Source organism: Citricoccus muralis (assembly GCF_003386075.1).
Taxonomy (GTDB): domain Bacteria; phylum Actinomycetota; class Actinomycetes; order Actinomycetales; family Micrococcaceae; genus Citricoccus; species Citricoccus muralis.
The window spans coordinates 800,378-823,118 of the sequence record NZ_QREH01000001.1 but is presented as its reverse complement, the minus strand read 5'-3'; the positions used below and the strand labels follow the sequence as shown (position 1 = coordinate 823,118).

The 22,741-nt window shown below is 68.1% G+C and carries 23 protein-coding genes; 4 read left to right on the top strand and 19 right to left on the bottom strand.

What is annotated here, in order from left to right; all coding sequences use genetic code 11:
* Window positions 1-23: 23 nt before the first annotated feature.
* The 12 genes from C8E99_RS03575 to mftA form a co-directional block, all read right to left on the bottom strand.
* Window positions 24-1,097, bottom strand: coding sequence for an ABC transporter substrate-binding protein (locus tag C8E99_RS03575; RefSeq protein WP_211308976.1), 1,074 nt, complete (start codon window positions 1,095-1,097; stop codon window positions 24-26).
* Window positions 1,098-1,206: 109 nt separating this feature from the next.
* The gene (locus C8E99_RS03570; protein ID WP_170144517.1) at window positions 1,207-1,947 is read right to left on the bottom strand and encodes an IclR family transcriptional regulator; all 741 of its coding nucleotides are present in this window, start codon (window positions 1,945-1,947) and stop codon (window positions 1,207-1,209) included.
* Window positions 1,948-2,065: 118 nt separating this feature from the next.
* Entirely contained in the window at window positions 2,066-3,346 is a 1,281-nt protein-coding gene (gene mftD, locus C8E99_RS03565) for a pre-mycofactocin synthase MftD (protein WP_115931140.1), read from the bottom strand.
* 55 nt (window positions 3,347-3,401) lie between these two features.
* Window positions 3,402-4,346: a vWA domain-containing protein gene (locus C8E99_RS03560; RefSeq protein WP_115931139.1), complete on the bottom strand. Its 945-nt coding sequence runs from the start codon at window positions 4,344-4,346 to the stop codon at window positions 3,402-3,404.
* 27 nt (window positions 4,347-4,373) lie between these two features.
* Window positions 4,374-5,363, bottom strand: coding sequence for an AAA family ATPase (locus tag C8E99_RS03555; protein WP_115931138.1), 990 nt, complete (start codon window positions 5,361-5,363; stop codon window positions 4,374-4,376).
* Between the two features lie 65 nt (window positions 5,364-5,428).
* On the bottom strand, window positions 5,429-6,262 hold the full coding sequence (locus tag C8E99_RS03550; RefSeq protein WP_115931137.1) for a mycofactocin-coupled SDR family oxidoreductase: 834 nt from the start codon (window positions 6,260-6,262) through the stop codon (window positions 5,429-5,431).
* 67 nt (window positions 6,263-6,329) lie between these two features.
* Window positions 6,330-7,163 carry a mycofactocin-coupled SDR family oxidoreductase gene (locus tag C8E99_RS03545; protein WP_115931136.1) on the bottom strand — a complete coding sequence of 278 codons (834 nt, stop codon included), beginning with the start codon at window positions 7,161-7,163 and terminating at the stop codon, window positions 6,330-6,332.
* A gap of 135 nt (window positions 7,164-7,298) precedes the next feature.
* Window positions 7,299-8,147, bottom strand: coding sequence for a mycofactocin-coupled SDR family oxidoreductase (locus C8E99_RS03540; RefSeq protein WP_115931135.1), 849 nt, complete (start codon window positions 8,145-8,147; stop codon window positions 7,299-7,301).
* A gap of 18 nt (window positions 8,148-8,165) precedes the next feature.
* Window positions 8,166-9,002 carry a mycofactocin-coupled SDR family oxidoreductase gene (locus C8E99_RS03535; RefSeq protein WP_115931134.1) on the bottom strand — a complete coding sequence of 279 codons (837 nt, stop codon included), beginning with the start codon at window positions 9,000-9,002 and terminating at the stop codon, window positions 8,166-8,168.
* 85 nt (window positions 9,003-9,087) lie between these two features.
* Window positions 9,088-10,347: a mycofactocin radical SAM maturase gene (gene mftC / locus C8E99_RS03530; protein WP_115931133.1), complete on the bottom strand. Its 1,260-nt coding sequence runs from the start codon at window positions 10,345-10,347 to the stop codon at window positions 9,088-9,090.
* A gap of 24 nt (window positions 10,348-10,371) precedes the next feature.
* Window positions 10,372-10,692, bottom strand: coding sequence for a mycofactocin biosynthesis chaperone MftB (mftB, locus tag C8E99_RS03525; protein ID WP_245952063.1), 321 nt, complete (start codon window positions 10,690-10,692; stop codon window positions 10,372-10,374).
* A gap of 2 nt (window positions 10,693-10,694) precedes the next feature.
* On the bottom strand, window positions 10,695-10,796 hold the full coding sequence (gene mftA / locus C8E99_RS03520) for a mycofactocin precursor MftA (RefSeq protein WP_115931131.1): 102 nt from the start codon (window positions 10,794-10,796) through the stop codon (window positions 10,695-10,697).
* A gap of 136 nt (window positions 10,797-10,932) precedes the next feature.
* On the opposite strand from mftA, the gene mftR reads away from it, so the two are divergent.
* On the top strand, window positions 10,933-11,643 hold the full coding sequence (mftR, locus tag C8E99_RS03515; protein WP_115931130.1) for a mycofactocin system transcriptional regulator: 711 nt from the start codon (window positions 10,933-10,935) through the stop codon (window positions 11,641-11,643).
* Complete coding sequence (gene mftE, locus C8E99_RS03510) at window positions 11,640-12,326, top strand: mycofactocin biosynthesis peptidyl-dipeptidase MftE (RefSeq protein ID WP_115931129.1); 687 nt, start codon at window positions 11,640-11,642, stop codon at window positions 12,324-12,326. The genes mftR and mftE overlap by 4 nt, the downstream gene beginning before the upstream one ends.
* A gap of 19 nt (window positions 12,327-12,345) precedes the next feature.
* Here the strand turns inward: mftE and mftF are convergent, their stop codons facing one another.
* The 6 genes from mftF to C8E99_RS03480 all read right to left on the bottom strand — a co-directional run bounded on the left by mftF (window position 12,346) and on the right by C8E99_RS03480 (window position 19,643).
* A complete protein-coding gene (gene mftF, locus C8E99_RS03505) occupies window positions 12,346-13,866 on the bottom strand; it encodes a mycofactocin biosynthesis glycosyltransferase MftF (protein ID WP_115931128.1) in 1,521 nt (506 codons plus the stop codon).
* Complete coding sequence (locus C8E99_RS03500) at window positions 13,863-15,479, bottom strand: GMC family oxidoreductase (RefSeq protein WP_115931127.1); 1,617 nt, start codon at window positions 15,477-15,479, stop codon at window positions 13,863-13,865. Before C8E99_RS03500 ends, mftF begins: the two co-directional genes overlap by 4 nt.
* Window positions 15,480-15,553: 74 nt before the next feature.
* A complete protein-coding gene (locus C8E99_RS03495; protein ID WP_115931126.1) occupies window positions 15,554-16,408 on the bottom strand; it encodes an AraC family transcriptional regulator in 855 nt (284 codons plus the stop codon).
* A 19-nt stretch (window positions 16,409-16,427) separates the two neighbouring features.
* Window positions 16,428-17,999: an HNH endonuclease gene (locus C8E99_RS03490; protein WP_115931125.1), complete on the bottom strand. Its 1,572-nt coding sequence runs from the start codon at window positions 17,997-17,999 to the stop codon at window positions 16,428-16,430.
* A 62-nt stretch (window positions 18,000-18,061) separates the two neighbouring features.
* Entirely contained in the window at window positions 18,062-18,451 is a 390-nt protein-coding gene (locus C8E99_RS03485; protein WP_115931124.1) for a DUF4282 domain-containing protein, read from the bottom strand.
* Between the two features lie 121 nt (window positions 18,452-18,572).
* On the bottom strand, window positions 18,573-19,643 hold the full coding sequence (locus C8E99_RS03480) for an alpha/beta hydrolase family protein (RefSeq protein WP_115931123.1): 1,071 nt from the start codon (window positions 19,641-19,643) through the stop codon (window positions 18,573-18,575).
* Window positions 19,644-19,780: 137 nt separating this feature from the next.
* Here C8E99_RS03480 and C8E99_RS03475 point away from each other — a divergent pair, with 137 nt between their 5' ends.
* The gene (locus C8E99_RS03475) at window positions 19,781-21,166 is read left to right on the top strand and encodes a M14 family zinc carboxypeptidase (RefSeq protein WP_115931122.1); all 1,386 of its coding nucleotides are present in this window, start codon (window positions 19,781-19,783) and stop codon (window positions 21,164-21,166) included.
* 88 nt (window positions 21,167-21,254) lie between these two features.
* On the opposite strand, the gene C8E99_RS03470 is transcribed toward C8E99_RS03475, so the two are convergent.
* Entirely contained in the window at window positions 21,255-21,956 is a 702-nt protein-coding gene (locus C8E99_RS03470; RefSeq protein ID WP_281269055.1) for a response regulator, read from the bottom strand.
* Window positions 21,957-22,057: 101 nt separating this feature from the next.
* Between C8E99_RS03470 and C8E99_RS03465 the strand changes: the two genes are divergently transcribed.
* On the top strand, window positions 22,058-22,741 hold the full coding sequence (locus C8E99_RS03465) for a sensor domain-containing protein (RefSeq protein ID WP_170144516.1): 684 nt from the start codon (window positions 22,058-22,060) through the stop codon (window positions 22,739-22,741).

Below are 22,741 nucleotides of genomic sequence, written 5' to 3'. Positions count from 1 at the left end.
TGCTCCTCGGGGATGGGCGGGACTCAGGAGGCGGGCAGGTAGCTGTTGTCCAACCACTCCAACGGGTCCGAGCCGGCCTCGACCATCCCGGCAGCCACGAGCTCCTCGTATCCTTCGGCCCAGTAGCCCTCATCCGTGGTGAGCAGCGGCTGGGTCCCCTTCGCAGTCCAGAGGTCCCTACTCTGGCTCAGGGATTCCGTGGCGACGGCGTCGTCATCCAGGGACCCGAAGGAGTACTTCGACCGCATCGTCTCAATGACCGATTCCAGTGATTCGTCGTCGACGATCTCCTGGACGGCATCCCGGATGGCGGCCATGTACGCCGTGATGTGTTCACCGTGCTCCTCCAGGGACTGCTGGGTGGCGGTGTAGATCTGGGAGTCGGCGCGCACGGCATCGCCGGCGTCGAAGGCCTGTGCCTCGCCCGCGAACTGCTGCTGGGTGACGATGGACTGGTCGATGCTGACCATGTACCCCGCGATGTCCCCACGCTTGACCAGTTCAAAGGTCCCGGGGCCCAGGCCGACGACCTGGCGTGCGACGTCGTCGGGGTTCAGGCCGGCCTTGTGCAGCATCAGGGACAGCGACTTGTCGCTGGTACCGCCCTCGGAGGGCACCCCGATGGTCTTGCCGAGGAAGTCCTCGGGCTTCTCCAGTGGATTCGCCGTGGAGTTGAGGATGCGGATCGACGAGCCGCGAACGATGCTGCCCACGTTGACGAGGGGCTGTCCGTCCGCGGCTGCCGTGATCAGGTCGATGGCCCCCACACGGGTCAGCGGGCCTGCCCCGGCCACGAGCGTCTGGATGGCCTGGGGGGAGCCCTTGGTGGACTGGAACGTGACCTTCAGGCCGTGGTTCTCGAAGTGGCCTCCGGCGTCCGCCAGCAGTTCGGGAGCGACCGAAAGCGTCTCCATCGGCAAGTAGCTCAGGTAGGTGAACGGTGCGGTTCCGCCTTCAGCGCCGCCCGCGGCACCGGAGGATGCGGTACCGCAGCTGCTGAGAAGTCCGGTCATGCCGAGTGCAGACAGACCCAGGGTGCCGGCGAGGAAGCCGCGTCGGTTGACCTGGGATCGGACGAGTGGGGATTGCAGGGACATCGTTGACTCCTTGTTCGGATGGATCGCCGAACACGACTTTGCCAACGGGGACGATCCAGCTCTACGGAGATCTCAGTCAGTGAGATCTGAGTCACACAATGTGCCGGATCTAGCGGTTCATCTGGACGTTCAGTGCCATGGACCTCGTGATGGCCAAGGCGGTCGTCTGGACGGCATGGGCCATGGTCTGTTCCTTCAGGCTCCCCAGGGGCGTGTTGACGGACAGGGCCGCGATGACCTGGCCGTGGGTGTCACGGATCGGCGCTGCCACGGAGATGGCGTCCATGACGACCTGGCGGTCACTGACGGCGAAGCCGCGTGACCTGATCGAGGCCAGCATCCGCCGCAGTTCCTGAGGACTGGTGACGGTCAAGGGCGTCCGCTGCTCCAGACGGCCCGTCAGGTAGTCCTCCTGGACCTCCGTGGGCGCGTGGGCCAGCAGCATCAGGCCCACCGAGGTCAGGTGCAGCGGGTAGTGGCTTCCGATGTAGGGCCGGGAGTTCCGCGCGCGCCAATGGGACATCCGCTCGATGAAGACGGCCTGCGAGCCCTCGCGCACGGCCAGGTGGACCGGGTGGCCGGTGATGTCCATGAGGTCCTGCATGAACGGCAGTGCCGCCTGCTGCATACCGCCGGACCGTGGCGCGTGGGCGGCCACCTCCCACAACCAGAGGCCCACGTGATAGCGGTGCCCCTCGCCGATCTCCAGCACTCCCTCCTCGGCCAGGGAACGCATGATCCGGTGGCAGGTGGAGGCCGGCAGCCCGGTCCGGCGGCTGACCTCGGTGGCGGTCAGTTCCTCCGCGCCCCGATCGAAGGCTCGGAGGATGGACGCCATCCTGGACAGCATGCTTCGTTGATCCTCGCCAGCCAGGACTCCTCCTCGTGTGCCTCCCATCACACGATAGTCGCCGAGGCGGATCGCCAGCGCCCCGGGGCAAACGCCCAGCTCAGAAGTACTGCGGGGGTCAGAAGCTCAGTCGTGGACGGGTGGCTGGACCCAGCCCGCCGGCAGCCCCTTCGATGGCGGAGGAGCCCAGGGCCGGAGCGCCCCAGACGTGGCCCTCGTCGCCGCCGGCGGTGATGGCGAAGCCCGGCGGGATGAGCAGGTCCTGGGCGGAGATCTCGGACAGGGTCGCATGGCCGTTGCCCATCATGGCCGCCTTCAGGCCGTCCTTCATGATGTCCAGGACGTTCTCCACTCCGGCCTGCCCGTTGGCGCTCATGCCCCACAGGTAGGCCCGGCCGATCAGCACCCCGCGGGCTCCGAGGGCCAGGGCCTTGTACACGTGGGAGCCGCGGCGGATGCCGCCGTCGAGGTACACCTCGACGTCCTCGCCGATGGCCTCCGCGACGGCGGGCAGCAGCCGGATGGTGGCCGGCGTCGTATCGAGGTTGTTGCCGCCGTGGTTGGACACGGAGACGGCGGTGACGCCGGCGTCCCGGGCGGCCTTGGCGTCGTCCACCCGAGTGATACCCTTGACCATGAACGGCCCGTCCCACTGCCGGCGCAACCAGGCGATGTCATCCCACGAGGGGATCTCGGTCTGGCGCCACCAGCCCATGGCCTCGAAGAATCCGGGCGCCGGCTCACCCTTCGGCACGGCATTCGGCACGGAGAGCTCCGGCGGGCGCAGGGTTCTGGCCCAGTCCAGGGCGTAGCCGAACTTGCCGCCGGCGATGATCTCCGGGGCGTACTTGAGGATGGCCTTGAGGTTCATCTCCTGCGGAATCTCCGGGCTGCCCCAGTCCCGGCCGTAACCGTTCGTCCAATCGAGGGTGATGATCAGTCCGGCCGCCCCGGCGTCCTTGGCACGCTGCGCGAGCGCCAGCATCTGGTCACGGCCACCCGACCAGTACAGCTGGAAGAAGGTCCGGCCCGGGTTCTCGGGGATCACATCCTCCATGGCCTTGGAGGAGTACGCCCCGAGCCCCATGGCCGCGCCCCGGTTGTTCGCCGCCCGGGCGACCGCGATCTCACCCTCGGGATGCACAGCCTGGACCCCGGTGGGAGAGATCATCACCGGCGACTCGACGGGCACGCCCATAATGGTGGTTCGGGTGTCCTGTGCGAGCGGGTTGCCCGTGATCTTGGGCGCGAAGCCGAGCTCGGCGAAGGCGTCGATGTTGTTCTGCACGGTCATGCCGCGCTCCGAACCGGCCACCAGGGCCATGTACACGGACGCCGGAAGGCGCTTCTTCGCCCGGCGCTGGGCCTCCGCCACGCTCTCGAACCACGGATTGGTCATGGTGATGCCGTCCTCACTGTTAGGTATCGTTGGTCGTTGTTGATCAGGATGAACTTCACGGGCTCAGGATCCTCGACAGGGCCCGCGGCAGGTCCCGAAAGGTACGCACGGTCTCCAGCCGTCCTCGCCCGAGCCGGGCCAGGTCGCGCCCGAGGTCCACGTCTTTCTCCCCCGACGTGTCGAGGAGGACGTCCAGCCGGGGCAGGCTGGCGGCCGCAGAGCGGGGGTCCGGTCCGGCGTTGTGGACGCAGTCGGACAGCAGCAGCACACGGCCCTCCGCCGCGGGAACCCTGGCGAGTTCGTCCCGGGCCAGGCGCAGGGGATGCTCCACATTGGTCAGCCCGCGTGCCGGGATGCGCACGAGTGTCTCGAGGATCCCACCCGGGGTGCCGGCCTGGCCCATCGATGCGATGCGGGCGGCATCGGACCAGAACGCGATCACGGCCAGGTCGTCCCGGGCGAACTCCCCCACGATGGCGCCCACGGCAGCCGCGGCCGAGCGGACCCTCTCCCCGCGCATCGAGCCCGAGACATCGAGGAGCAGCACCATCGCCCGGCGTTGCCGGGTGCGCTCGCGCACCACGATGTCCGAGGGTTCCGGGACCGGCTTGGCCACGAGGTTCTCCACCGTCGCCTCCAGGTCGATGTCCTCGGCACTGCCCCGGAACGGGAGCTGCTCCAGGTCGCCCAGTCCACGCCGCGCCGTCGCCCGCCGCGGCGGCTGGGGAATCGCCAAGGACAGGGCGATTTCGCGTGCCCGGCGCAGTGCTTCCCGGTCCGCGTGCTCGTCCAGGTCCTCCAGGTCGATGACCCTGCTGTCCTCGCCGGTCTCCCCCGGTGCGGCCGTTCCCCGGACCCGGGCGGTGGCGTCTTTGCCCGCACCGCTGGCCGTCAGCACCTGCCCCCCACCCTCGCCGGTGGCCGGCTCGAAGACCGTCGGGTCCTCCTCGAGCACCTTCGGCCTGCGACGCCGGCCCGGTGCCTCCTGCGTCCGGCGCACGATGGGAGCTTCGTCCTCGATCTGCCTTCAACCCGGTTCCGCCGCTGCAGGTCTCAGGATGAAGTGGTCCTCCCAGATCTCCTGGAGCACGCGCTCGGGCGTGGTCCCCGCCGCCTCGTCCACGTGGAGGCGCCCCGAGAGGGAGACCATGGCGGCGTCCAGGATGACGTCCGCATAGCGGCGCCGCGGGGTGTCCTCTGCGCTCACCCGACCCTCACCCGGAGTGTCCAAGCCGTGCAGGTTCAGCAGTTGTGCGGCCACCAGGGCCAAGTCGATGGCACCCCGCACCGAACTGCCCTGGCGGGTGTCCTCATGTTCCCGAGTGGCCCGGGTCAGGGCGACGGCGTCCGTGACCAGCGCGGAGGCGAGCCGCGCTGGGACGTCCTCGCCGCCGTCGGGCCCCAGGCCGGTGCGCAACGCCACGATCCGATGCTCCGCCGCGGCGTCCTGGTACCCGAGGACGAGGCGGTTGAACCGGTCGTGCACCGAGGTGGACAACCGAGTGGTCCCGACGTTGTCGTAGGGATTCATCGATCCGATGATGCGGAAGGTCGGCTGGGCCGTGATGGTTCCGATCCGCGGGATCGTGACCTCCCGCTCCGCCATGGCCGTCAGCAGCGTGTTGAGCGTGTCATCCGGCGCACGGTTGAACTCCTCGATGTAGAGAAAGCCGCCCTCGCGCATGGCCCGCACGAGCGGTCCATCCACGAAGTTCTCGTCCCGGTACCCCTCCCGCAGGACACGGGCGGGGTCATGCCCTCCGAGGAGCTTCGATGGGGTCAGGTCCGCGTTGCCCTCGACCAGCACGAACGGGATGCCCCATTCCTCGGCGATGGCCCGCAGGATCGTGGACTTGGACGTCCCCGGAGGGCCTTCCAGCAGGATGTCCCTCCCGGCCGCCACTGCGGCGAGGACCAGGTCGAGTTCACGTTCTCGGCCGACGACGCGGCGGCCGAGGCTCTCGCGGACGCGGGACACGTGGCTGGTGTCCCGCAGGCCCGTTGATTGGATGCTCATCTGCTCCTCGCTCGGTGAGTGATTCGTGCCGATAGTGCTGTTCGGTGACGTCGTCGGCTGTTACGTCAGGTCGCTGACATGCCGCCGTCGACGGCCATCGGCAATCCAGTCGTCCACGTGGACTCGTCGGACAGCAGGTACAGGACCGCGTTGGAGATCTCCCGTGGCGACATCAGACTGATCCCCTCCGCGTCACCACGGGGGAAGCCGTTGAGCATGGCCAGCAGTCCCGGATTCTCGCTCTCAAGCTCCACGATCCTGTCGACCCCCTGCGCCATGTGGGTGTCCACCGGACCCGGGTGGATGGTGTTGACCCTCACGCCGTCCCTCGACATCTCCTGTGCGAAGGACTTCCCCAGCGCCGTGACACCGAACTTGGCAGCGTTGTAGGGCGCGTTGAACGGTCCGGGCTTGATGCCGTTGGCCGAGGAGATGAGCACGATCGAACCGCCATTGCCAGCGTCGATCATCACTGGGGCAGCTGCTCGGACCGTGTTCCACACTCCGGTTAGATTGATGTCGATCGTCGTCTGCCAATCGTCCTGCGAGAAGGCGTGCCAATGGTTGAAGATATCGATGCCGGCGTTGGCCACGATGCCGTCCAATCGGCCACCGAGTTCGGCGACGCCCCGGTCCACGACCTGCTTGAGGCGGTCGGGGTCACGGACATCACCCTGTTCGGCGACGATGCGGCGATCGAGGGCCTCGACTTGCTTGACCGTCTCGTTCAAATCGTCCGGCGTCGACCCCTCATACTCAGTGACTCCCGGTATCGGTTCGCAGATGTCGACGGCGATGATGTCAGCGCCCTCCTCGGCTAGGCGGAGCGCGTGGCTCCTGCCTTGACCCCGAGCGGCACCCGTGATGAAAACGACCTTGCCTTCCATGCGTCCTGCCATGAGCTGACTCCTTTGTCAGTACAGATATCGGGTATTGATTCTTGGCGTCGTCACAGACGACTCGGAGTTACTTGGTGGTGTAGCCGGCGTCGACCTTGATCTGGGTGCCGGTCACGTAGCGGGCCTCATCCGTAGAGAGCCAGAGGATGGCGTTGGAGATGTCCACGGCTTCGATGATGCCGACGTTCAGCGCATGCGAGGCGTGCATGGTCTCGCGGAAGGACTCTTCGGTCGGACTGTCCGGCGAGAAGAGGTTGTACAGCGCGTCATTGAGCACCATGGGCGTGGCCACGGACGTGGGGTGGACCGAGTTGACCCGGATGTTCTGGGGTCCCAGTTCCAACGCGAGAGTCTTCATCAGTCCCACCACGCCGTGTTTGGCCGCCGTGTACGCCGCGACGCCATAGGTGCCCTTGATGCCCGCCGTGGAACTGGTCAACACCACAGACCCACCGTTGTCTGCGGCAATCATGTGGGGCGTCGCGGCCTTGACGGTCTGCCAGACACCCTTGAGGTTGATGTCCAGCATGGTGTCCCAGTCCTCCTCCGTTGTCTCGGCCGCGAGCGGTCCGAACGTGAAGATCCCGGCACTGGCGGACACGATGTCCAGCCGCCCCCCGAGTTCGGCGACGCCCTCGTCCACCACAGCCTTGACGGCGGCGTAATCACGGACGTCGGCCTGGCGGGCGACGATGCGCCGGTCCAGAGCCTCGACCTGGCGGACGGTCTCATCGAGGTCCGCCTGGTTCGGTGCGGGGTACGGCACACCGTCGATGGGTCCGCAGACATCGAACGTGATGATGTCTGCCCCCTCCTCGGCGAGGCGCACGGCGTGGCTACGGCCCTGGCCACGCGCTCCTCCCGAGATGAGGGCTACTTTTCCTTCTAACCGTCCGACCATGGTTCAGGGCTCCTTCGTGAGGCGTGGTGATGATTGGTGATGATTCATGAGGCGCGGTGGAGTGTGACGTAGGTAGGCCTATGGGGCCGTGGATCTACGTGGACAGGGGGCATCCGCCACGAACGGGGATCGGAGTCAGAAGACGACGGATTTGAGACCGGCGCCGGCATCCACGGGCAGCGGGACGCCGGTGATGTAACGCCCCTCCTCCGATGAGAGGAAGAGGAGTGCATTGGAGATGTCCACCGGCTCAACCCACGGGATGGGCAGCGAATTCATGGACTGGGACGTCGCGGCGAAATCCTCGTCGGTGGGGTTCTCCAGATCGGGGCGGAAGAGCTTCTTCGTCGCCTCGTTCATGATCATGGGGGTGTCCACCTGGGTCGGGTGGATGGAGTTCACCCGGATGCTGTGCGGGGCCAGCTCAAGGGCCAGGGTCCGCATGAGACCGACCACACCGTGCTTGGCCGAGACATAGTGGGCGATGTTACCCATACCCTTGAGCCCGGCCAGGGAACTGGTGAGAACGATCGAGCCGCCGTTGCCGCCGGCCTTGATGTGCGGGATCGCGGCCTTGGCCGTGTGCCACACCCCCGTGAGGTTGATGTCGATCATCGTTTGCCAGCCGCTTTCCGACATGACGTCGGCTTCGGCCATCTCGCCCGAGATCCCGGCATTGGCGGAGACGATGTCGAGACGTCCGAACTCGGCGAAGCCCTCATCTGCAACGGCTTTGATTGCGTCGAAGTCACGGACGTCGGCCTGGCGTGCGATGATGCGCCGGTCCAGGGCCTCGACCTGGCGGACGGTCTCCGCCAGGTCCTCGGCGGTGGGTCCCGCGTAGGGAACGTGGTCGACATCCTGGCAGATGTCGAACGTGATGATGTCGGCGCCTTCCTCCGCGAGGCGCACGGCGTGGCTTCTGCCCTGCCCCCGTGCTCCTCCGGAGATGAACGCGACCTTGCCTTCGAGACGTGCACCCATGATGAAGATCCCTTCTGCTTAGAGGCTCGTCTGGCCGGCGTCGACCTTGAGCTGCTGACCGGTGATGTAACGGGCCTCGTCGGAGGCGAGGAACAGCAGGGCGTTGGAGATGTCCCGGGCCTCGACCCAGTCGATGTCCAGTGCCTGCATGGTCCGGGAGACCTCTGCGAAGTCCTCCCGGGTGGGGTGGTCCTTGCCGGGGACGAACAGTTTGTAGATCGCCTCGTTCTGGATCATGTCCGTGTCCACTTGCGTGGGGTGAATGGTGTTGACACGGATGTTCTCCTGTCCCAACTCGAGCACCAGGGTCTTCATGAGTCCCACCACACCGTGTTTCGCGGCAACATAGTGGGTCATGTTCGCGTAGCCCTTGATGCCGGCCGTCGAGCTGGTGAGGACGATCGCGCCGCCATTGCCACCGGCACGCAGGTGCGGAAGTGCGGCTTTCACCGTGTGGCGGACGCCGGTGAGGTTGATGTCGATCATCTCCTGCCAGCCGTCCTCGGACTGATCTGCCAGAGGATTGATCTCGCCCAGGATGCCGGCATTGCCGGAGACGATGTCGAGTCGCCCGAACTCGGCGAAGCCCTCGTCCGCGACGGCCTTGACTGCCGCGAAATCGCGGACGTCGGCCTGGCGTGCGATGATGCGCCGGTCCAGGGCCTCGACCTGGCGGACGGTCTCCGCCAAGTCCTCGGCGCGAGGGCCGGGATAGGGATTCGATTCCACGTCCTGACAGACGTCGAACGTGATGATGTCGGCGCCTTCCTCCGCGAGACGCACGGCGTGGCTTCTGCCCTGCCCCCGTGCTCCTCCGGAGATGAACGCGACCTTGCCTTCGAGACGTGCACCCATGATGTGACTCCTTGGTCCGTTTGGTGATGGGGTTGCTTGTCGGTAGGTGGATGTGGATATTCGGTTGTGACGGAGGGGGATCCGGTCAGGACGATGACGCCGTAGATGCGCTCGGGGGCACGAATCCGGCCAGAGGGTCGATCTCACAGGCACTGACAGGCGGGCGTGCGGGTGCGCCCATGCCGATGCTCACCGGCACGGGCCGGGACTTCGCGCGCGGCCGGGGCGGTGAGGTCCGGTGAGACCGGTCGACACTGGGCCGCGGGAACTCCAGGTCCGCCTCACGACTTTGGAGCAGCTCCTCGCCCAGTCCACGCACGCACTCCGGGTCCGGACCATCCAGGGGCAGGCCGGTGAAGAACTTCGCCGCCATGCACCCACCGCGGCAGGTCTCCAGGAACCCGCACCCGGCACAGGCCCCGCCGGTCTGGGGCTCCCGCAGCTCGGTGAACAGCTCAGAGCCGCGCCACACCTTGGCGAAACCGCCATCGGTGACCGTGTTACCGGCCTTGAACTCATCATGGATCGCGAAGGGACAGGCGTAGACATCACCGACCGGGTCGATCAGGCACACCACCCGCCCCGCGCCACACAGGTTCAGCCCCGGAAGGGACTCCCCATAGGCCGAGAGATGGAAGAACGAATCCCCGGTCAGGACCCCCTCCCCGTGCGCCACCAACCAGTCATAGAGCTCGCGCTGCTGCTCCGGACGCGGGTGGATGTCATCCCAGACATCCACCGCCCGTCCGGAGGGCCGCAGCCGGGTGATGCGCAGCGTGGCCCCGTACTCGTCCGCCAGGGCCTTGAACTCATCCAACTGCGGGATGTTGTGCCGGGTCATGACCACGGAGATCTTGAAGCCCTCCACCCCGGCATTACGCAGGTTCTGCATCGCCCGGACCGCGAGGTCGAAAGATCCCTTGCCCCGCAGGGCGTCATTGACCTCCGCGGTAGCCCCGTCGAGGGAGATCTGCACGTCGATGTAGCCGTTGTCGGCAATCCGCTGGGCCGCGGCAGCGTCGATGCGCACCCCGTTGGTGGAGAACTTCACGCCGACGTCATGGCTGGTGGCGTACTCGACGATCTCCCAGAAGTCGGAGCGGACGGTGGGTTCACCGCCGCCGATGTTGACGTAGAAGACCTGCATCCGCTGGAGCTCGTCGATGATCTCCTTGCACTGCTCGGTGGACAGCTCGTTCGGGTCACGGCGACCGGAGGCGGAGAGGCAGTGCGAGCAGCTGAGGTTGCAGGCGTAGGTCAGCTCCCAGGTGAGGCAGATCGGGGAATCGAGACCGCGTTCGAAGTGGTCGATGAGGGAAGGACGGCGCTCGGGGGCGAGGGTCAAGGGATACTCCCGTGGGTTGAGTCGTCAGGCGTGGTCGGTGGCCGGCAGCAGCATGTCCGTGTCGGCGAGTCGTTGCAGGGCGGACACGTAGCCCGATCGGGCATCCTCGTCGATTCCCAGGGCGGTGAACGTCGCGTCCACACTCGGGAAGTCGGCCAGTGCGGTGACCAGGTCGACGAGACGGGTGTCCTTGAGGAAGCTGAGGCGGCGGGTGCCGAAGTGGTAGAGCAGTGCTCCGAAGGGTTCAGGCCGCACTGCCACGCGCGGGTTCAGGATCCAGGCCGTCCCGGGATCGAGGCCGAGCCCCGATCCCGGATCCACAGCCGGGTGTGTGGTGGTGGCCAAGGTCAGTAGACCCCGCACATGCCGTCGATCGAGACATCCTCCACAAGGTCGTCCGCCGTGACCTCGGGGTCCGTGCTCTGGGCTGGGGCGCTGGTCTGCTCCATAGTTCCTCCCGGGAAAGTGCTGAAAAGATGTGAGCTGGATCACTCACATGATGGGAGACTAAATGACACTGGGTGCCAATGCAATGGATCGTTCACAACCTGGTGAACAATCTTTCTAGAGGTGAGAGGAGGAGCCATGACCGAGAACCACGAGACACCTGACCGGATTCTGGGCCGTCCCCGTGCCACCACGCATGACGTGCTGGCCGAGATCGGCGTGGAACTCTTCACTCGCCACGGGTATGAGCACGTCTCGGTCCAGCAGATCGCCGATGCAGCGGGAGTGTCCCGCCGAACCTTCTTCCGCTACTTCCCGACGAAGGCGGACCTGCCCTGGGGAGACTTCGCCCGGGAAGTGGAACGGCTCCGCGGAGAACTGGCCCTGGTGCCGGATGACATCCCCCTGATGGCAGCCGTGCGTCAATCCGTCGTGGAATTCAACCGCGTACCGCCGGAGGCTGTGGACCAGCACCGTGCCCGGCTCGGACTCATCCTCACGGAGCCCGAGTTGATCGCCCGGTCCCTGGTGAAATTCCTGGACTGGCGGCGAGTCATCGCGGAGTTCACGGCTCGGCGCCTGGACATGGAGCCCACGTCCTTCTTCCCCGAGCTGGTCGGCGAGGTCGCCTTGAGCGCGGCCGTCGCCGCCTATCGGCAGTGGATCCCCTCACCCGATACCGACCTCACGACCTACATCGACACCGCCTTCGCCGCGATCGTGGACCTGGACCGGCTGGAGCAGGGCGTCGCCGCGCAGCTGTCGACGCGACTGGACCCTCCGGCAGGACCACGGGAGAACCACGACCGTCGGGACCATCCGGGAAACGCAGGAGAGGAACGCCCATGAGACTCACTGATGCCACCTGGCCGGACATCAACCCGCAGACCTTCGGCGGGGCGGCCCCGGTGCTGGTACTCCCGATCGGGGCACTGGAACAGCACGGTCCACACCTTCCCCTGGACACGGATGCCGTCACCGCCACGGCGGTGGCCGCCGCCGTGGCAGACGCCCGGCCTCGTGCGGCTCTCGCCCCGACCCTGCCGATCGGTGCCAGCGGGGAACATGCCGGCTTCCCCGGCACACTGTCCATCGGCAGTGACGCCCTGCGTCAGCTCGTCGTCGAGGTGGTCCGCAGCTCCACTCCGGCGTTTTCAGCGGTCATGGTGGTCAACGGCCATGGCGGCAATGTAGATGCCCTCCGGTCCGCAGCCGACCTGTGCACGGCCGAAGGACGGACACTACTCCTCCACCACCTCGGCCTGCCGGGCATGGACGCCCATGCCGGCCGGACCGAGACCTCGCTGATGCTGCACCTGACCCCGGAGCGGGTGCGGCTCGAACACGCGGAGCCCGGCAACACCACACCCGTGCGAGAGCTTTTCGCCGAGATGAAGGCCCACGGGGTGCGGGGCGTGAGCCCGAACGGCGTGCTCGGCGATCCGACGGGCGCCAGCGCCGCCGAGGGGGCGGACCTGTTCGTCCGGCTCCGCGGCCGAGCCACCGCTGCATTCGATGGCCTCACGGGATAGACGGCACAAGCAGTAGATTCTAGGCCGCCCGACCGCGCAGCCGCGGCCGCAGCACCGCCCACCGCCGGGACCGCACCGCGGCACGGAGCACGCCGGTACCGTAGGCCGCGTCCGCCACGAGTCGCAGGGCAAGGTGCCGAACGGGATCGAGGGCGGCACCGGCGTCGTGCGGTGGGTCATCATGACTGAGGCGGTCCTGAACCCAGTGCCGGGCGGCCTGCGCGGTGTCCGGCACCGTGGGAGCCAGGGCCAGCACGACGACGGCGCGCGCCACCCGCCGCGGCCGACTCGCCGGCGCCGCGGAAACCGCGAGGGCCACCGCCCCGATCGGCCACCATTCGCGGCGCAGGGCGTTGCCGACGGCGGTGATCTCGGACCGCAATCCGAGCACAGCGACCTCGGCGCCGCCGGAGACGGGCAGACCCCGACGGTGGAATCGGCGGACGCCGGCGCCGAGTTGGACTGCCACACCACCCGCGGCGACCGCCAGGCCCATCCCTCGCATCGCACCCCGGCCGCCGGCAGCCACCAGGCATCCCGCGAGCACCGCCAGACCGGGCCACCCCCAGGTCGCTGGGGCGAGGCGGCCGGGGTGCCGGTCCTCGAGCGGTACGGCGGAGGTTCCATAGGCCGCATGGCGCTGGGACCAGTCCCGCAGCCCAGGGCGGACCTCGTGATGAACCTCGGCGGACGGCACATACCGGACGGTGTGGCCGGCGGCGACGAGTCGCCAGATGAGGTCGACGTCCTCCCCCACTCGCAGCCCGGGTTCGAAGGGCGGGTCCGGCAGGGCCTCGCGGCGTACGAGCAGTGCGGCGGTGGGGACATAGCCGATCTGTCCACCGGGAGCGACACGCCGCGCCTGTGGACCGAGATCGAGTCCACCGCGCCGGGACTCGAACCGTTCCAGGACGGTGCCCCCACCGGAGCCCGTCACGGTGCCGCGGACGCGAGGAGCGACGACGGCCACCGCCGGGTCGTCGAAGTGAGGGCGGAGGACGTCCAACCAGTCCTCGGTGGGCACGGTGTCCGCGTCCAGGAACGCGATGAAATCGGCCGGCACCTCGGCCGAGTCGTTCGACGCGGCAAGGCCGGCATTGCGGGCGCCGCCGGGTCCGACGTTCTCGGGCAGGACCACCAGCCGCACGCCATGAACTGCACAAACCCGTGCGATCTCCCGGGCATCGGCGGCGATCGAGGCATCATCCACCACGGTCACCCGATGGCCCTGCAGTGCTCCGAGGAGGCGCGCCAGGGGCACGGCCGAACCGTGGACCGGCACGATCACGTCCACCTCGTCCGGACGAGGCCGGCGGGGCGGGTGGACGGGCAGGGCCAGGCCGCGGTCCACGAGCAATCGTGCCGTGGCACGTTCCACGTCGTCGATCGGCTCGACGGCCCCAGCGCCGCGGCGCAGTGCCCTCGTAGCGAAGGGACGGGCCGGAGCGGACAGCCGGGCCAGTCCCCACGGCGACCCGCCGAACACCAGCTCACCGCTTCGGCGGGTATAGGAGCCCTGGGTCCGTGCGACGGCCGTCATCGACCCTCCCGGATCCGGGTCCCGGCCAGGTGCCCCAGGGCCATGGACACGGCGGCCGTCCCTCCGGAGGGGTGCGTGGGCAGTGCGGAGAGGTCGGCCACGTGCAACCCGTCGATGCCACGCACGCGCAGGTGCTCATCCAGGACAGCGTTCGGTCCGCCCGCCGCGCAGGTCCCCACTGCGTGATAGATGCCGCCGCCGGAGGTGCGGACGAATTCGGCGGCAGCCTCGTCATCACCGTCGGCGACCGTGGCTCCGGGAAGGTCCTCCTCGATGACCACTTCCGAGAGCGCCGGTGCGGCGAGCACTGCGCGGGCCGCCTTCAGGGCATGGGCAGCCGCGGCCCGGTCACGGGGATCCTCGAGCAGGGGTGCACGGACGTGCGGGCGCCGGCGGGCGTCGGTGCTCGCCGCGTGGACCGACCCGGTGGAGTACGGGCTGAGGGCATAGGCCTGGATCATCAGTCCGGCATGGTCCGCCGGTGCCAGGCCCGTGCCGTTCGTGGAGACGTCGGTGAGCAGCAGTTGCAGGTCCGGCCGGTTCCCACCGGTCGAGTCCACGGAGGCGGCGAGCGGGTAGGGGCCGGAGGCGAGGGGCCCCGACCGGGTCACGAGGTATTGGGCGGCGGCACCAAGCAACCCTCGGGTGGTCCCGAGCCTGCCGTTGAGCCCCAGCCCGGGGCGGATCCGGGCTTTGACGGTGGCTCCTCGTTGTTCCTTGAGACCTTCACCGACCCGCGGCGCTGAGACGACGGGGTCGATGCCGAGGTGCCGCAACCGGTCCGGGTCTCCGATGCCCGAGCGCTCCAGGAGCGGCGGTGTCTCCACCGTCCCGGCGGTGAGCACCACCTGAAGCCGGGCGCTGTGACGAACGCGGCTGCCGTCGGCGAGGACAGTCTCCACGCCGACCGCACGGTCACCGGCGACCAGCACCCGCACGGTCGTCTGCCCCGTGAGCACCCTCAGGTTCCCGGCACGGAGTCCGGGTCGCAGCAGCGTGGTTGCACTCCGCCGCATCCCGGCTCGGATGGTGGCCGGGGTCCGTCCCACCCGGGACCCGACGGCGGCGCGCACGTCCTGCACGAACGGCACCCGGATCTCCCCGAGGCCTGCGATCAGGGCTTGCAGGACCTCAGACGGAGGTTCGGACGGCGGCGCGGAGACGGGCAGGGCGGCTTCCAGGCGATCGAAGGCCAGACCGAAGGCAGACCAGGACCAGCCCGGGCCGAGGTGATCCGCCAGGCCGTCATAGAGGTGGGATTCTCCGCGCAGGTACATGGTGCCGTTGATGAGCGTGGAGCCGCCGACGCCCCGGCCCCGCCGCCACACGTCCACGGGGCCCGGTTCCTGTGCCGGGAGTGCCGGGTACTCGAGGCTGATCCGCGGGTCGAACATGGTCCGCACGAATCCCTTCGGCACGGCCACCAGGGGGTTGCGGTTCCACGATCCAGCCTCCACGACCAGGACCCGCAGGTCCGGATCCTCAGCGAGGGCGGCAGCGGTCGCGCATCCGGCCGCACCGGCACCGATCACGATGACATCGGCGGTCAGGCCACGCACCGGCTCGGGCGGGTCAGGGGATCCAGCGCGCGAGCCGAAGGGACGTGGTGTCATAGTGCGTTCATCGTAGTCACGGGAGAGGCGCAGCCGACTCGACGTGGCCGAGACTCAGATGCTCATCGCCATCATCAGTCCCTCTCGATAGGAATCCATAACTGGCCGCGACCGCTGGTTCGGCCCTCGTCTGATTGCACGGAGAGCAACTCGGGACCCGGGGCCCAGCGGTAAGGATTGGCCGGGAACCACTCGGTCGCCGCATCTGCCCAGAGCTGTTGCAGCGCTTCGGGGAAGTCGCCCTCCGTGTCGAAGACGACCCACAGCCCAGCCGGAACGTCGAGCGATCCCAGGCCGGCCGGCGTCGGGCGCGTGGTGGCGACCGCGCGCCAGTAATCCAGAAAGCTGCCCTCGGCGCGCGGCTCGTCGATGTTGACGGTGACAGCCACGCTGCCGGCCGGTTCCTGGTCCGAGAGCTCGGCCAGCTGCGTCCGGAGGTCGGGGTCTATAGAGCGTTCGAAGTCGGCGATGGCGGCGTTGTCCCCCTCATGGATGAGGGGAACGCGGGTATTGACTCCCACCAGGGTGAACGCGGCTTTCTCGATGATGCGGTGCTTCACGTCTGTGGTCCCTTCGACGGTCAGATGGAATCTGAGTTGCGGTTGAGAATGGAGGACGGCGCCGGGACGACGTGCCTCGGTCGGCGTCATGCCGTGCAGTGACTTGAAGGCCCGGTTGAACGCCTCGGCAGAGCCGTAGCCATAGCGCACGGCCACGTCCAGCACCGTGGAGCCATCCAGGATCTCGGCGGTGGCGGCGGTGAGACGCCGGCGTCGGACGTACTCGGACAGCGGCATGCCGGAAAGGGTCGAGAACATGCGGCGAAAGTGGAACTCGGAGGTCATGGCAGTCCTGGCCAGTTCCTGGACGTCGACGTCGGCCGTCAGATCCGCTTCGATGTCACCGATGGCGCGGTTCCAGTGCTGCATGGTGTCCTCCCTTCACAGCTCAACTGTAGGGAGGAACCGCTGCCCCTACCCGACAAATCGTGCCCGGTTGAGTGGGGGGGCTTATTCCACGGAGTTCCAGCCGGTGGTCAGGCCCGGCCAAGGCAGCCGCCATGGAGAGCCGCGCCAGCGTCCTCGCGGTGTTCCAACCGGACATGACGGCAGCGGCACGCGCTTCGGGGGCATCTGAGGACACCGATCTCTCATGACGAGATCGATACATTCGGCTGAGGAGGGGCGATGTCCGGTTCTCATAGCGGTGACCGGTGGGGGTGATGACGTCCAGCCCGTCAGGGGTGGCCTCGTGACGCCAACCGGCGTGTTCCTTGGTGTAGTTGCACCGCGCGCACAGTCCCGAGCCATTGGCATAGCTGGTCTGACCGCCGTCGCGATGGGACTTCGCATGATCGGCGTGCCGGATGGGCGCCTCGCACCATGGGGTGCGGCAGACGTCATCCCGCAGGACGAGCATCCGGCGCAGTAGCGGAGGGAACACCCGGGCCTTCGAGTCCATGGACACCAGCAGTCCGGATTCCGGTGCCGTGAACAGCCGACGGAGGAACACCTCGGCTTCAGGGTCAGTCGCCATCTGCCGGGCCTGCTCCGCCGGGATCGGCCCCTGGCCGGGCAACCAGCCGGACGTAGGGTCTCCTGCCAGCAGCGTGGCGTCCGTCATCACCAGGTGGATCTCCGTGGGTATCGCCGGCGCCGAGTGCTGCCCAGTGGTTCGTTCCACCAAGAGGTCAGCCATGATCTGGTCCCGCGTCCGGCCCGCGGTATCTCCCACCCCCACGGCGGTGCTGGCGTCGCGGTGGAGGTTCGCGAACACCGCCACGGCCTGGGGCATCGGCAGCAGGGCCGTCAGGTAAGCCATTCCGCCGGTGGCCGGACGGACGGAGACCCGGCGTTCGGCTGTGCACCGTTCGAGGTGGGCGACGGCGGACTCCTGGTCCAGACGCTGGGCATGGGCCCTGGCCTCAGCGGCCAGTTTCTTCACGCCGATGGGACCCAGGCGGCATGACATCAGCGCGTCTACGGCCCGGCGTTGTTCCACCGGCAGCCACGCCGTCTCGCGTGCCATGGCCGTGGCATGTTCCTCGGAGATCTCACCGTCCGTCAGGGCGCGGAGGGTGTTCGGCATCTCATGGCAGAGGGCACGGGCCAGGCCGATGTGGCGCCCACCCCGTTGGGCCGGTTCCCGCCGGGCGAGTGCCACCTCGCCGCCGACTCCACGGCCCCGCTGGTCGGCCGGCACCCCCTCGTCGGCTTCCCGAGCCCGGCGCAGGCCATCCAGGGACACCGCTTCACGGGCCTGCAGCGCCGCGCACGTTGATTTGAGCGACTCCAGAACCCGGATCCGGTCTATCGCCTCGGCCTCGGTTCCAGCTGAGGCCATCCCCGCGAGGGCCTGCCGGATGACCGTGAGCTGTTCGGAGCCCTCCGGCCACCCGGACAGTGCCCCAGTCACATCATCCAGTGGCCCGCTGGTCGCACTACTGGTGCTCAGGCACGCATCACGTCCGGCCCTGTCGGCGGTGCCGAGGGCCGAAGCGACGCGCAGGAATTCTTCCATGTTCTGACCCTATGAGGGGGCCCGGACACGTTAAGGCGTTCCTGCAGACGTGTGGACATCTCCTAGTGCGCGGCGCGTCCGTCGGAGGGCCGCTCGATCAGGGTGTCCATGGCGGTGGAGAACTCGAGGATGATCCGGGCACAGGCGATCCAGAGCACGGCGGGTACCCAGCCGAGCAGCACGGCCAGGACCCCCAGCGTGATCCCCTGACTGAACCCGATGACCACCACGGCCACCCAGGTCACCACGATGCCCACCACCACCACGGCATAGATGGCGCGGGCCAGGCCCATAGACATCCGCTGGTCCCCATTCAGTTCGAAGAGGGCCCGGAAGACGGACACCGGCCCGTGCGGCTCCGGTGGAGAGTGCTCCGGGTGGCGATACGGGCTGAAGTGGATGGTGGGATCCTGCCGGCGAGCTGCCGGCCGCGAATCATGAGAGACAACCATCTCGGACCTCCTGCATCGGACCGGGTGCACCACGGCGGATCAGGAAGATCACGTGCATCAGGTGCACCGCATACCCTCACCCTAGGACTGCCGCTCGGCAGTGTGAAGATGCCGTGGACGATCACGGGACAGCACGAGACCCGGAGACCACTGCATGGCCGATCGGCTCCGCGACCGCGGCGTTCTCGAGGTACCCGATCACCGCATGCGGCTCATCTCCCGAGCCGACCCGCACGTCCCGCACCTGCGCGGCCGCTGCTTGCTCCAGGCGGGGGCCCAGCGGATTCAGGATGGCCACCACATCACGGACGTCATAGCCGTTCACCCAGGCTCCGGACCGCGCCGGGACCACCGCAGGTACCGGCACCGGCCCGTCCCCCGCTCCCCCGAGCAGGTGCCTCTGCACCACCGGCAGGCCAAGGGGACTCCCGGTGGTCGCCACCAGGGCGATCGAACGTCCCTGCGCACCCCGGATCAGCGCATCGTAGGCGACCACGCTGCCCAGGCTGTGCCCGGCCACCACCACGGGTTCCCCCATCGGGACATCGGCGAGCGCCCGCTCCACGATCGCCAGCACGGTCTGACGCACCTCGGCGCAGCCCAGATAGTAGGCCACGTCCGTGAAGTACTCCTCGATCACTCGCGCGGAGACCCCGGCCCTCTCGGCCAGGAACTGCAGGGCCGCTCGCAGCCACGGCACCCGGAGCAGTTCGTCCAGTTCCCACCACGGACGTCCGACGCCGGCCGGGAGGCCCCGTGCGGTCGGCTCACCGACCGCGGGGTGAAGGGACTCGGGGTGAACGGACTCTGGGTGACGGGTTGAGGGGTGAAGGGATGCAGAGTCGGGGTCGAACCGCAAGAGTTCGGTGACGTCATGGATCAATCCGGCTTTGACCTCACAGACCGCCTGCACGTCGGCGGGCAACGGCTGGCCGGTACTCCAGCGGGCGAGGTCCGGCCCCGGGCCGGAGCCTTCGCGTTCGGCGACCGCGTCGCGGAAGGCATTGCCGTAGAACGGGAACAGGACCGGGGCGGCGTCCGGGATCGCTGGCCGGCCGGCGTCGTGCAGTCCGGTGTTCAGTGCATGCAACCACCGGCGGCGGATGGCCTCCGCGTGCTCTGCCACCTGACCAGCGGGGACACCGGGAGCGGTGTGCTGGCCCCGCCCGTGGATGAGGAACAACGTGGTCATGGTCTGCCTCCTGGCCACAGACTAGACCTTGACGTTCCCTGAGCGCGTCCCATCTACTGGCCGGGTTCAAGAGGCCGAGTCCGTGGACGAGGACGTCCCACCGGGCCCCGTCTCAACCGAGGAGGAGGGCATTTCCCATGGGACACAAGAAGAGACTGTCCGCAGTAGCCTGCGTGCTGGCCCTGGCCGGCACGGCACTGGTGGCGGGCCCCACGGCCGCTGCACCGGACACGAGCGAGACGGCAGCAAGTCCTGACACGGCGGACACGCAAGCCCTGGAGCGGTCGTTGGCCGAGGCTCCGTCACGAGGACTGCAGACACCGTTCGAGGCCAGCAACGGGGCGAACTGGACCACGGTCGAGGAGGCGCAGACCTACCTGGAGGAACTCGATGCGGGCAGCGAGCGCGTCGCCCTGCAGCAGGTGGGTGAGTCGGTGGAGGGCCGGCCCCTCAACTTCGTCACGGTCGGATCCCCGGCACCGGAATCGCAGGAGGAGGTCGCCGATGGCTCCATGATCCTGTTCAACTGCTCGATCCACGGCGATGAGCCCTCCGGGCGGGAGGGATGTCTGCAGCTAGCCCGGGACCTGAGCACCACCAAGGATCCGGCGTGGAAACGGCTGCTGAACAAGACCACGGTGGGCTTCATCTTCACCAACCCGGACGGCTGGGAAGCTGACACCCGGGAGAATGCCGACGATGTGGACATCAACCGTGACTTCCTGGCCCTCGCCACCCCGGAGGCCCAGGCCCTGGCCACGGTCATGCGGGACTGGAATCCAGACGTGCTCAACGACCTCCACGAGTTCGGCCCGCGCGAGTTCTATGACACGCAGGCTTTGGTCCTGTGGCCCCGGAACCGCAACGTGGACTCCACCATCCATGATCTCTCCGAGCGGATGGTGAACGACTACACCGGGGCACAGATCGAGGCCAATGGCATGACCAGCGGGATCTACGGCCTGCTGGTCAAGGACGGTGAGCCGTTCCAGCAGGTGGCCGGTGACCACCAGGCCAGGATCCTGCGCAACTACACGGGCCTCAAGCACATCACCGGGCAACTGACGGAGGCGGCGCAGGGACCGGTGACCCCCGAGGAGGAGAACGACCCGCTGCTGGCGAACCGCCGTGCCGTGGACGTGCAGTACTCGAGCGCGGTCGGCTCGCTGGCCATGATCTCGGAGAACCGGACCCGGCTCGCCCGCCAGTCGGCCCAGGCCGCCGAACGTGCCACCCAGGCCGGTGCTGACCAGGCCGGCGTCGTCTACTTCAGCGGCCAGGACAACATGCTCCCGACCACCAGTGACGGCGCGGAGCCCCACCCCATGTGCGGATACCAGTTGACTGAGGCGCAGCTGACCGAGTTGGGGTCCACCCTGGAACTGCACGAGATCACGTGGGAGGAGAACGCCGAGGGCGCCTTCGTCACCATGGCGCAGCCCGGAAAGACGCTCATCCCGCTGCTCCTCGATGAGCGTGCCGAGTACGGGTTGACGGAGGCCACCCCGTTGGACGACTGCTGAGACGAGCCGGTCCGCCGGCGGCGATGCTGTCCGACGCCTGCCACCCACCCGAGTGGCCGGCGTCGGGCAGACGCGCATTCGCCGTCTCTCACCGCCCCGCGTTGACCAGCCCTGATTCATAGGCGGTGACCACGATCTGCGTCCGGTCCCGCAGGCCGAGTTTGGCGAGGATTCGGGACACATGGGTCTTGACCGTCTGCTCCGAGAGGAACAGCTCGCCGGCCAGCTCCGCATTGGACCGTCCCGTGGCCACGAGCCGCATGACCTCCAGCTCACGCTCGGTCAGCTCTCCCAGGACGGCCACGTCCGGTGGGCGCGCCACCGGCCGGCTGACGTAGTCCGCGATCAACTTCTGGGTGATCGACGGTGCCAGCAGAGCCTCCCCGGCCGCGACCACCCGCACGGCGTTCGCGAGGTCCTCGGCGGTGGCGTCCTTGAGCAGGAATCCGCTGGCGCCGGCCTGCAGGGCGGCGAACACGTACTCGTCCGCGTCGAAGGTGGTCAGCATGATCACCCTCGGGTGGATGTCCCCCGGCATCGCGAAGACCGCACGCGTGGCGTCAAGCCCATTGACCACCGGCATCCGGATGTCCATCAGCACCACGTCCGGCCGGGACCGCTTGACCAGGTCCACCACCTCGACGCCATCCTGTGCGCTCCCGACGACGGACATGTCCTCCTGGGCGTCCAACAGGGCCCCAAAGCCCTGGCGGACCATGGCCTGGTCATCCACGATGAGGATGCGGATCGGGTGTATGGCGGAGAACGGTTCCGCAGGTCTCTGGCTCACCCGACCAGCGTATCCGTCACGCCGAAGTAGCCCGCACGTAGCCCCCACGTTCACCCTGCCGGGTGATGACCAGGCCCGGCCAGCTCCGTAGCTTCGCCACCATGAACACCACATCATCCGTCCTGGCCCGCCTCGGCCGTGACTACGCCTTCGTCCTGCCCGGCTTCTTCATCTCGCTGTTCGCCTTCGTCCTGCTCGTTCCCCTGTTCACGCTGTCTCTCGGCACCGCCATCATCTGGATCGGGGTATGGCTGCTGCCCCTCGTCCTGCTGGTGGCCACCGGATTCGCCGAGCTGTCCCGCAACCGCGTGCGCTCCTGGGGCGGCCAGCTCGAGCAACCCCGGTACCGTCCCGGCGGCACCGGGGTCACCGGATCCCTCCGCTACCTCAGGGACCCCCGGCGCTGGCTGGATCTGCTCTTCGAGACCCTCATCGCCTTCCCCCTGCGCACCCTCACCTTCGTGGCCTCCGTGACCTGGACGGCGGGGGCCCTCGGGGGCACCACCTATGTCCTGTGGGGTCACTACCTTCCCCGCGGCGAGCAGGAGTATCCTCTGGCCGCCGGCATGCTCGAAGCCCTCACCGGCGGGGCCATCCCGGATGCCGTGGCCACCAGCTACGCGGTCGAGTCCGTCTTCAACTTCCTGGTCGGCGTACTCTTCCTGCTCACCCTGCCCGCCGTGATGCGAGGGCTGGCTCTGCTGGACGCCACCACCACGGCGGCCGCACTGGGTGTCGGACTGACGCCGGGATATCCGCTGCCGATCGCGGCCCGGGTAGCGTGA

Excerpts from the sequence above, each read along its gene's own strand:
- C8E99_RS03495 (WP_115931126.1), bottom strand. The coding sequence starts at position 16,408 with ATGCAGCACTGGAACCGCGCCATCGGTGACATCGAAGCGGATCTGACG.
- C8E99_RS03500 (WP_115931127.1), bottom strand. The coding sequence starts at position 15,479 with ATGACACCACGTCCCTTCGGCTCGCGCGCTGGATCCCCTGACCCGCCC.
- mftA (WP_115931131.1), bottom strand. The coding sequence starts at position 10,796 with ATGGAGCAGACCAGCGCCCCAGCCCAGAGCACGGACCCCGAGGTCACG.
- C8E99_RS03555 (WP_115931138.1), bottom strand. The coding sequence starts at position 5,363 with ATGAGCATCCAATCAACGGGCCTGCGGGACACCAGCCACGTGTCCCGC.
- mftE (WP_115931129.1), top strand. The coding sequence starts at position 11,640 with ATGAGACTCACTGATGCCACCTGGCCGGACATCAACCCGCAGACCTTC.
- C8E99_RS03570 (WP_170144517.1), bottom strand. The coding sequence starts at position 1,947 with ATGCTGTCCAGGATGGCGTCCATCCTCCGAGCCTTCGATCGGGGCGCG.
- C8E99_RS03540 (WP_115931135.1), bottom strand. The coding sequence starts at position 8,147 with ATGGGTGCACGTCTCGAAGGCAAGGTCGCGTTCATCTCCGGAGGAGCA.
- C8E99_RS03575 (WP_211308976.1), bottom strand. The coding sequence starts at position 1,097 with ATGTCCCTGCAATCCCCACTCGTCCGATCCCAGGTCAACCGACGCGGC.
- C8E99_RS03465 (WP_170144516.1), top strand. The coding sequence starts at position 22,058 with ATGAACACCACATCATCCGTCCTGGCCCGCCTCGGCCGTGACTACGCC.
- C8E99_RS03535 (WP_115931134.1), bottom strand. The coding sequence starts at position 9,002 with ATGGGTGCACGTCTCGAAGGCAAGGTCGCGTTCATCTCCGGAGGAGCA.
- mftF (WP_115931128.1), bottom strand. The coding sequence starts at position 13,866 with ATGACGGCCGTCGCACGGACCCAGGGCTCCTATACCCGCCGAAGCGGT.
- C8E99_RS03485 (WP_115931124.1), bottom strand. The coding sequence starts at position 18,451 with ATGGTTGTCTCTCATGATTCGCGGCCGGCAGCTCGCCGGCAGGATCCC.
- C8E99_RS03475 (WP_115931122.1), top strand. The coding sequence starts at position 19,781 with ATGGGACACAAGAAGAGACTGTCCGCAGTAGCCTGCGTGCTGGCCCTG.
- C8E99_RS03480 (WP_115931123.1), bottom strand. The coding sequence starts at position 19,643 with ATGACCACGTTGTTCCTCATCCACGGGCGGGGCCAGCACACCGCTCCC.
- C8E99_RS03550 (WP_115931137.1), bottom strand. The coding sequence starts at position 6,262 with ATGGCAGGACGCATGGAAGGCAAGGTCGTTTTCATCACGGGTGCCGCT.
- C8E99_RS03490 (WP_115931125.1), bottom strand. The coding sequence starts at position 17,999 with ATGGAAGAATTCCTGCGCGTCGCTTCGGCCCTCGGCACCGCCGACAGG.
- C8E99_RS03545 (WP_115931136.1), bottom strand. The coding sequence starts at position 7,163 with ATGGTCGGACGGTTAGAAGGAAAAGTAGCCCTCATCTCGGGAGGAGCG.
- mftD (WP_115931140.1), bottom strand. The coding sequence starts at position 3,346 with ATGACCAATCCGTGGTTCGAGAGCGTGGCGGAGGCCCAGCGCCGGGCG.
- mftR (WP_115931130.1), top strand. The coding sequence starts at position 10,933 with ATGACCGAGAACCACGAGACACCTGACCGGATTCTGGGCCGTCCCCGT.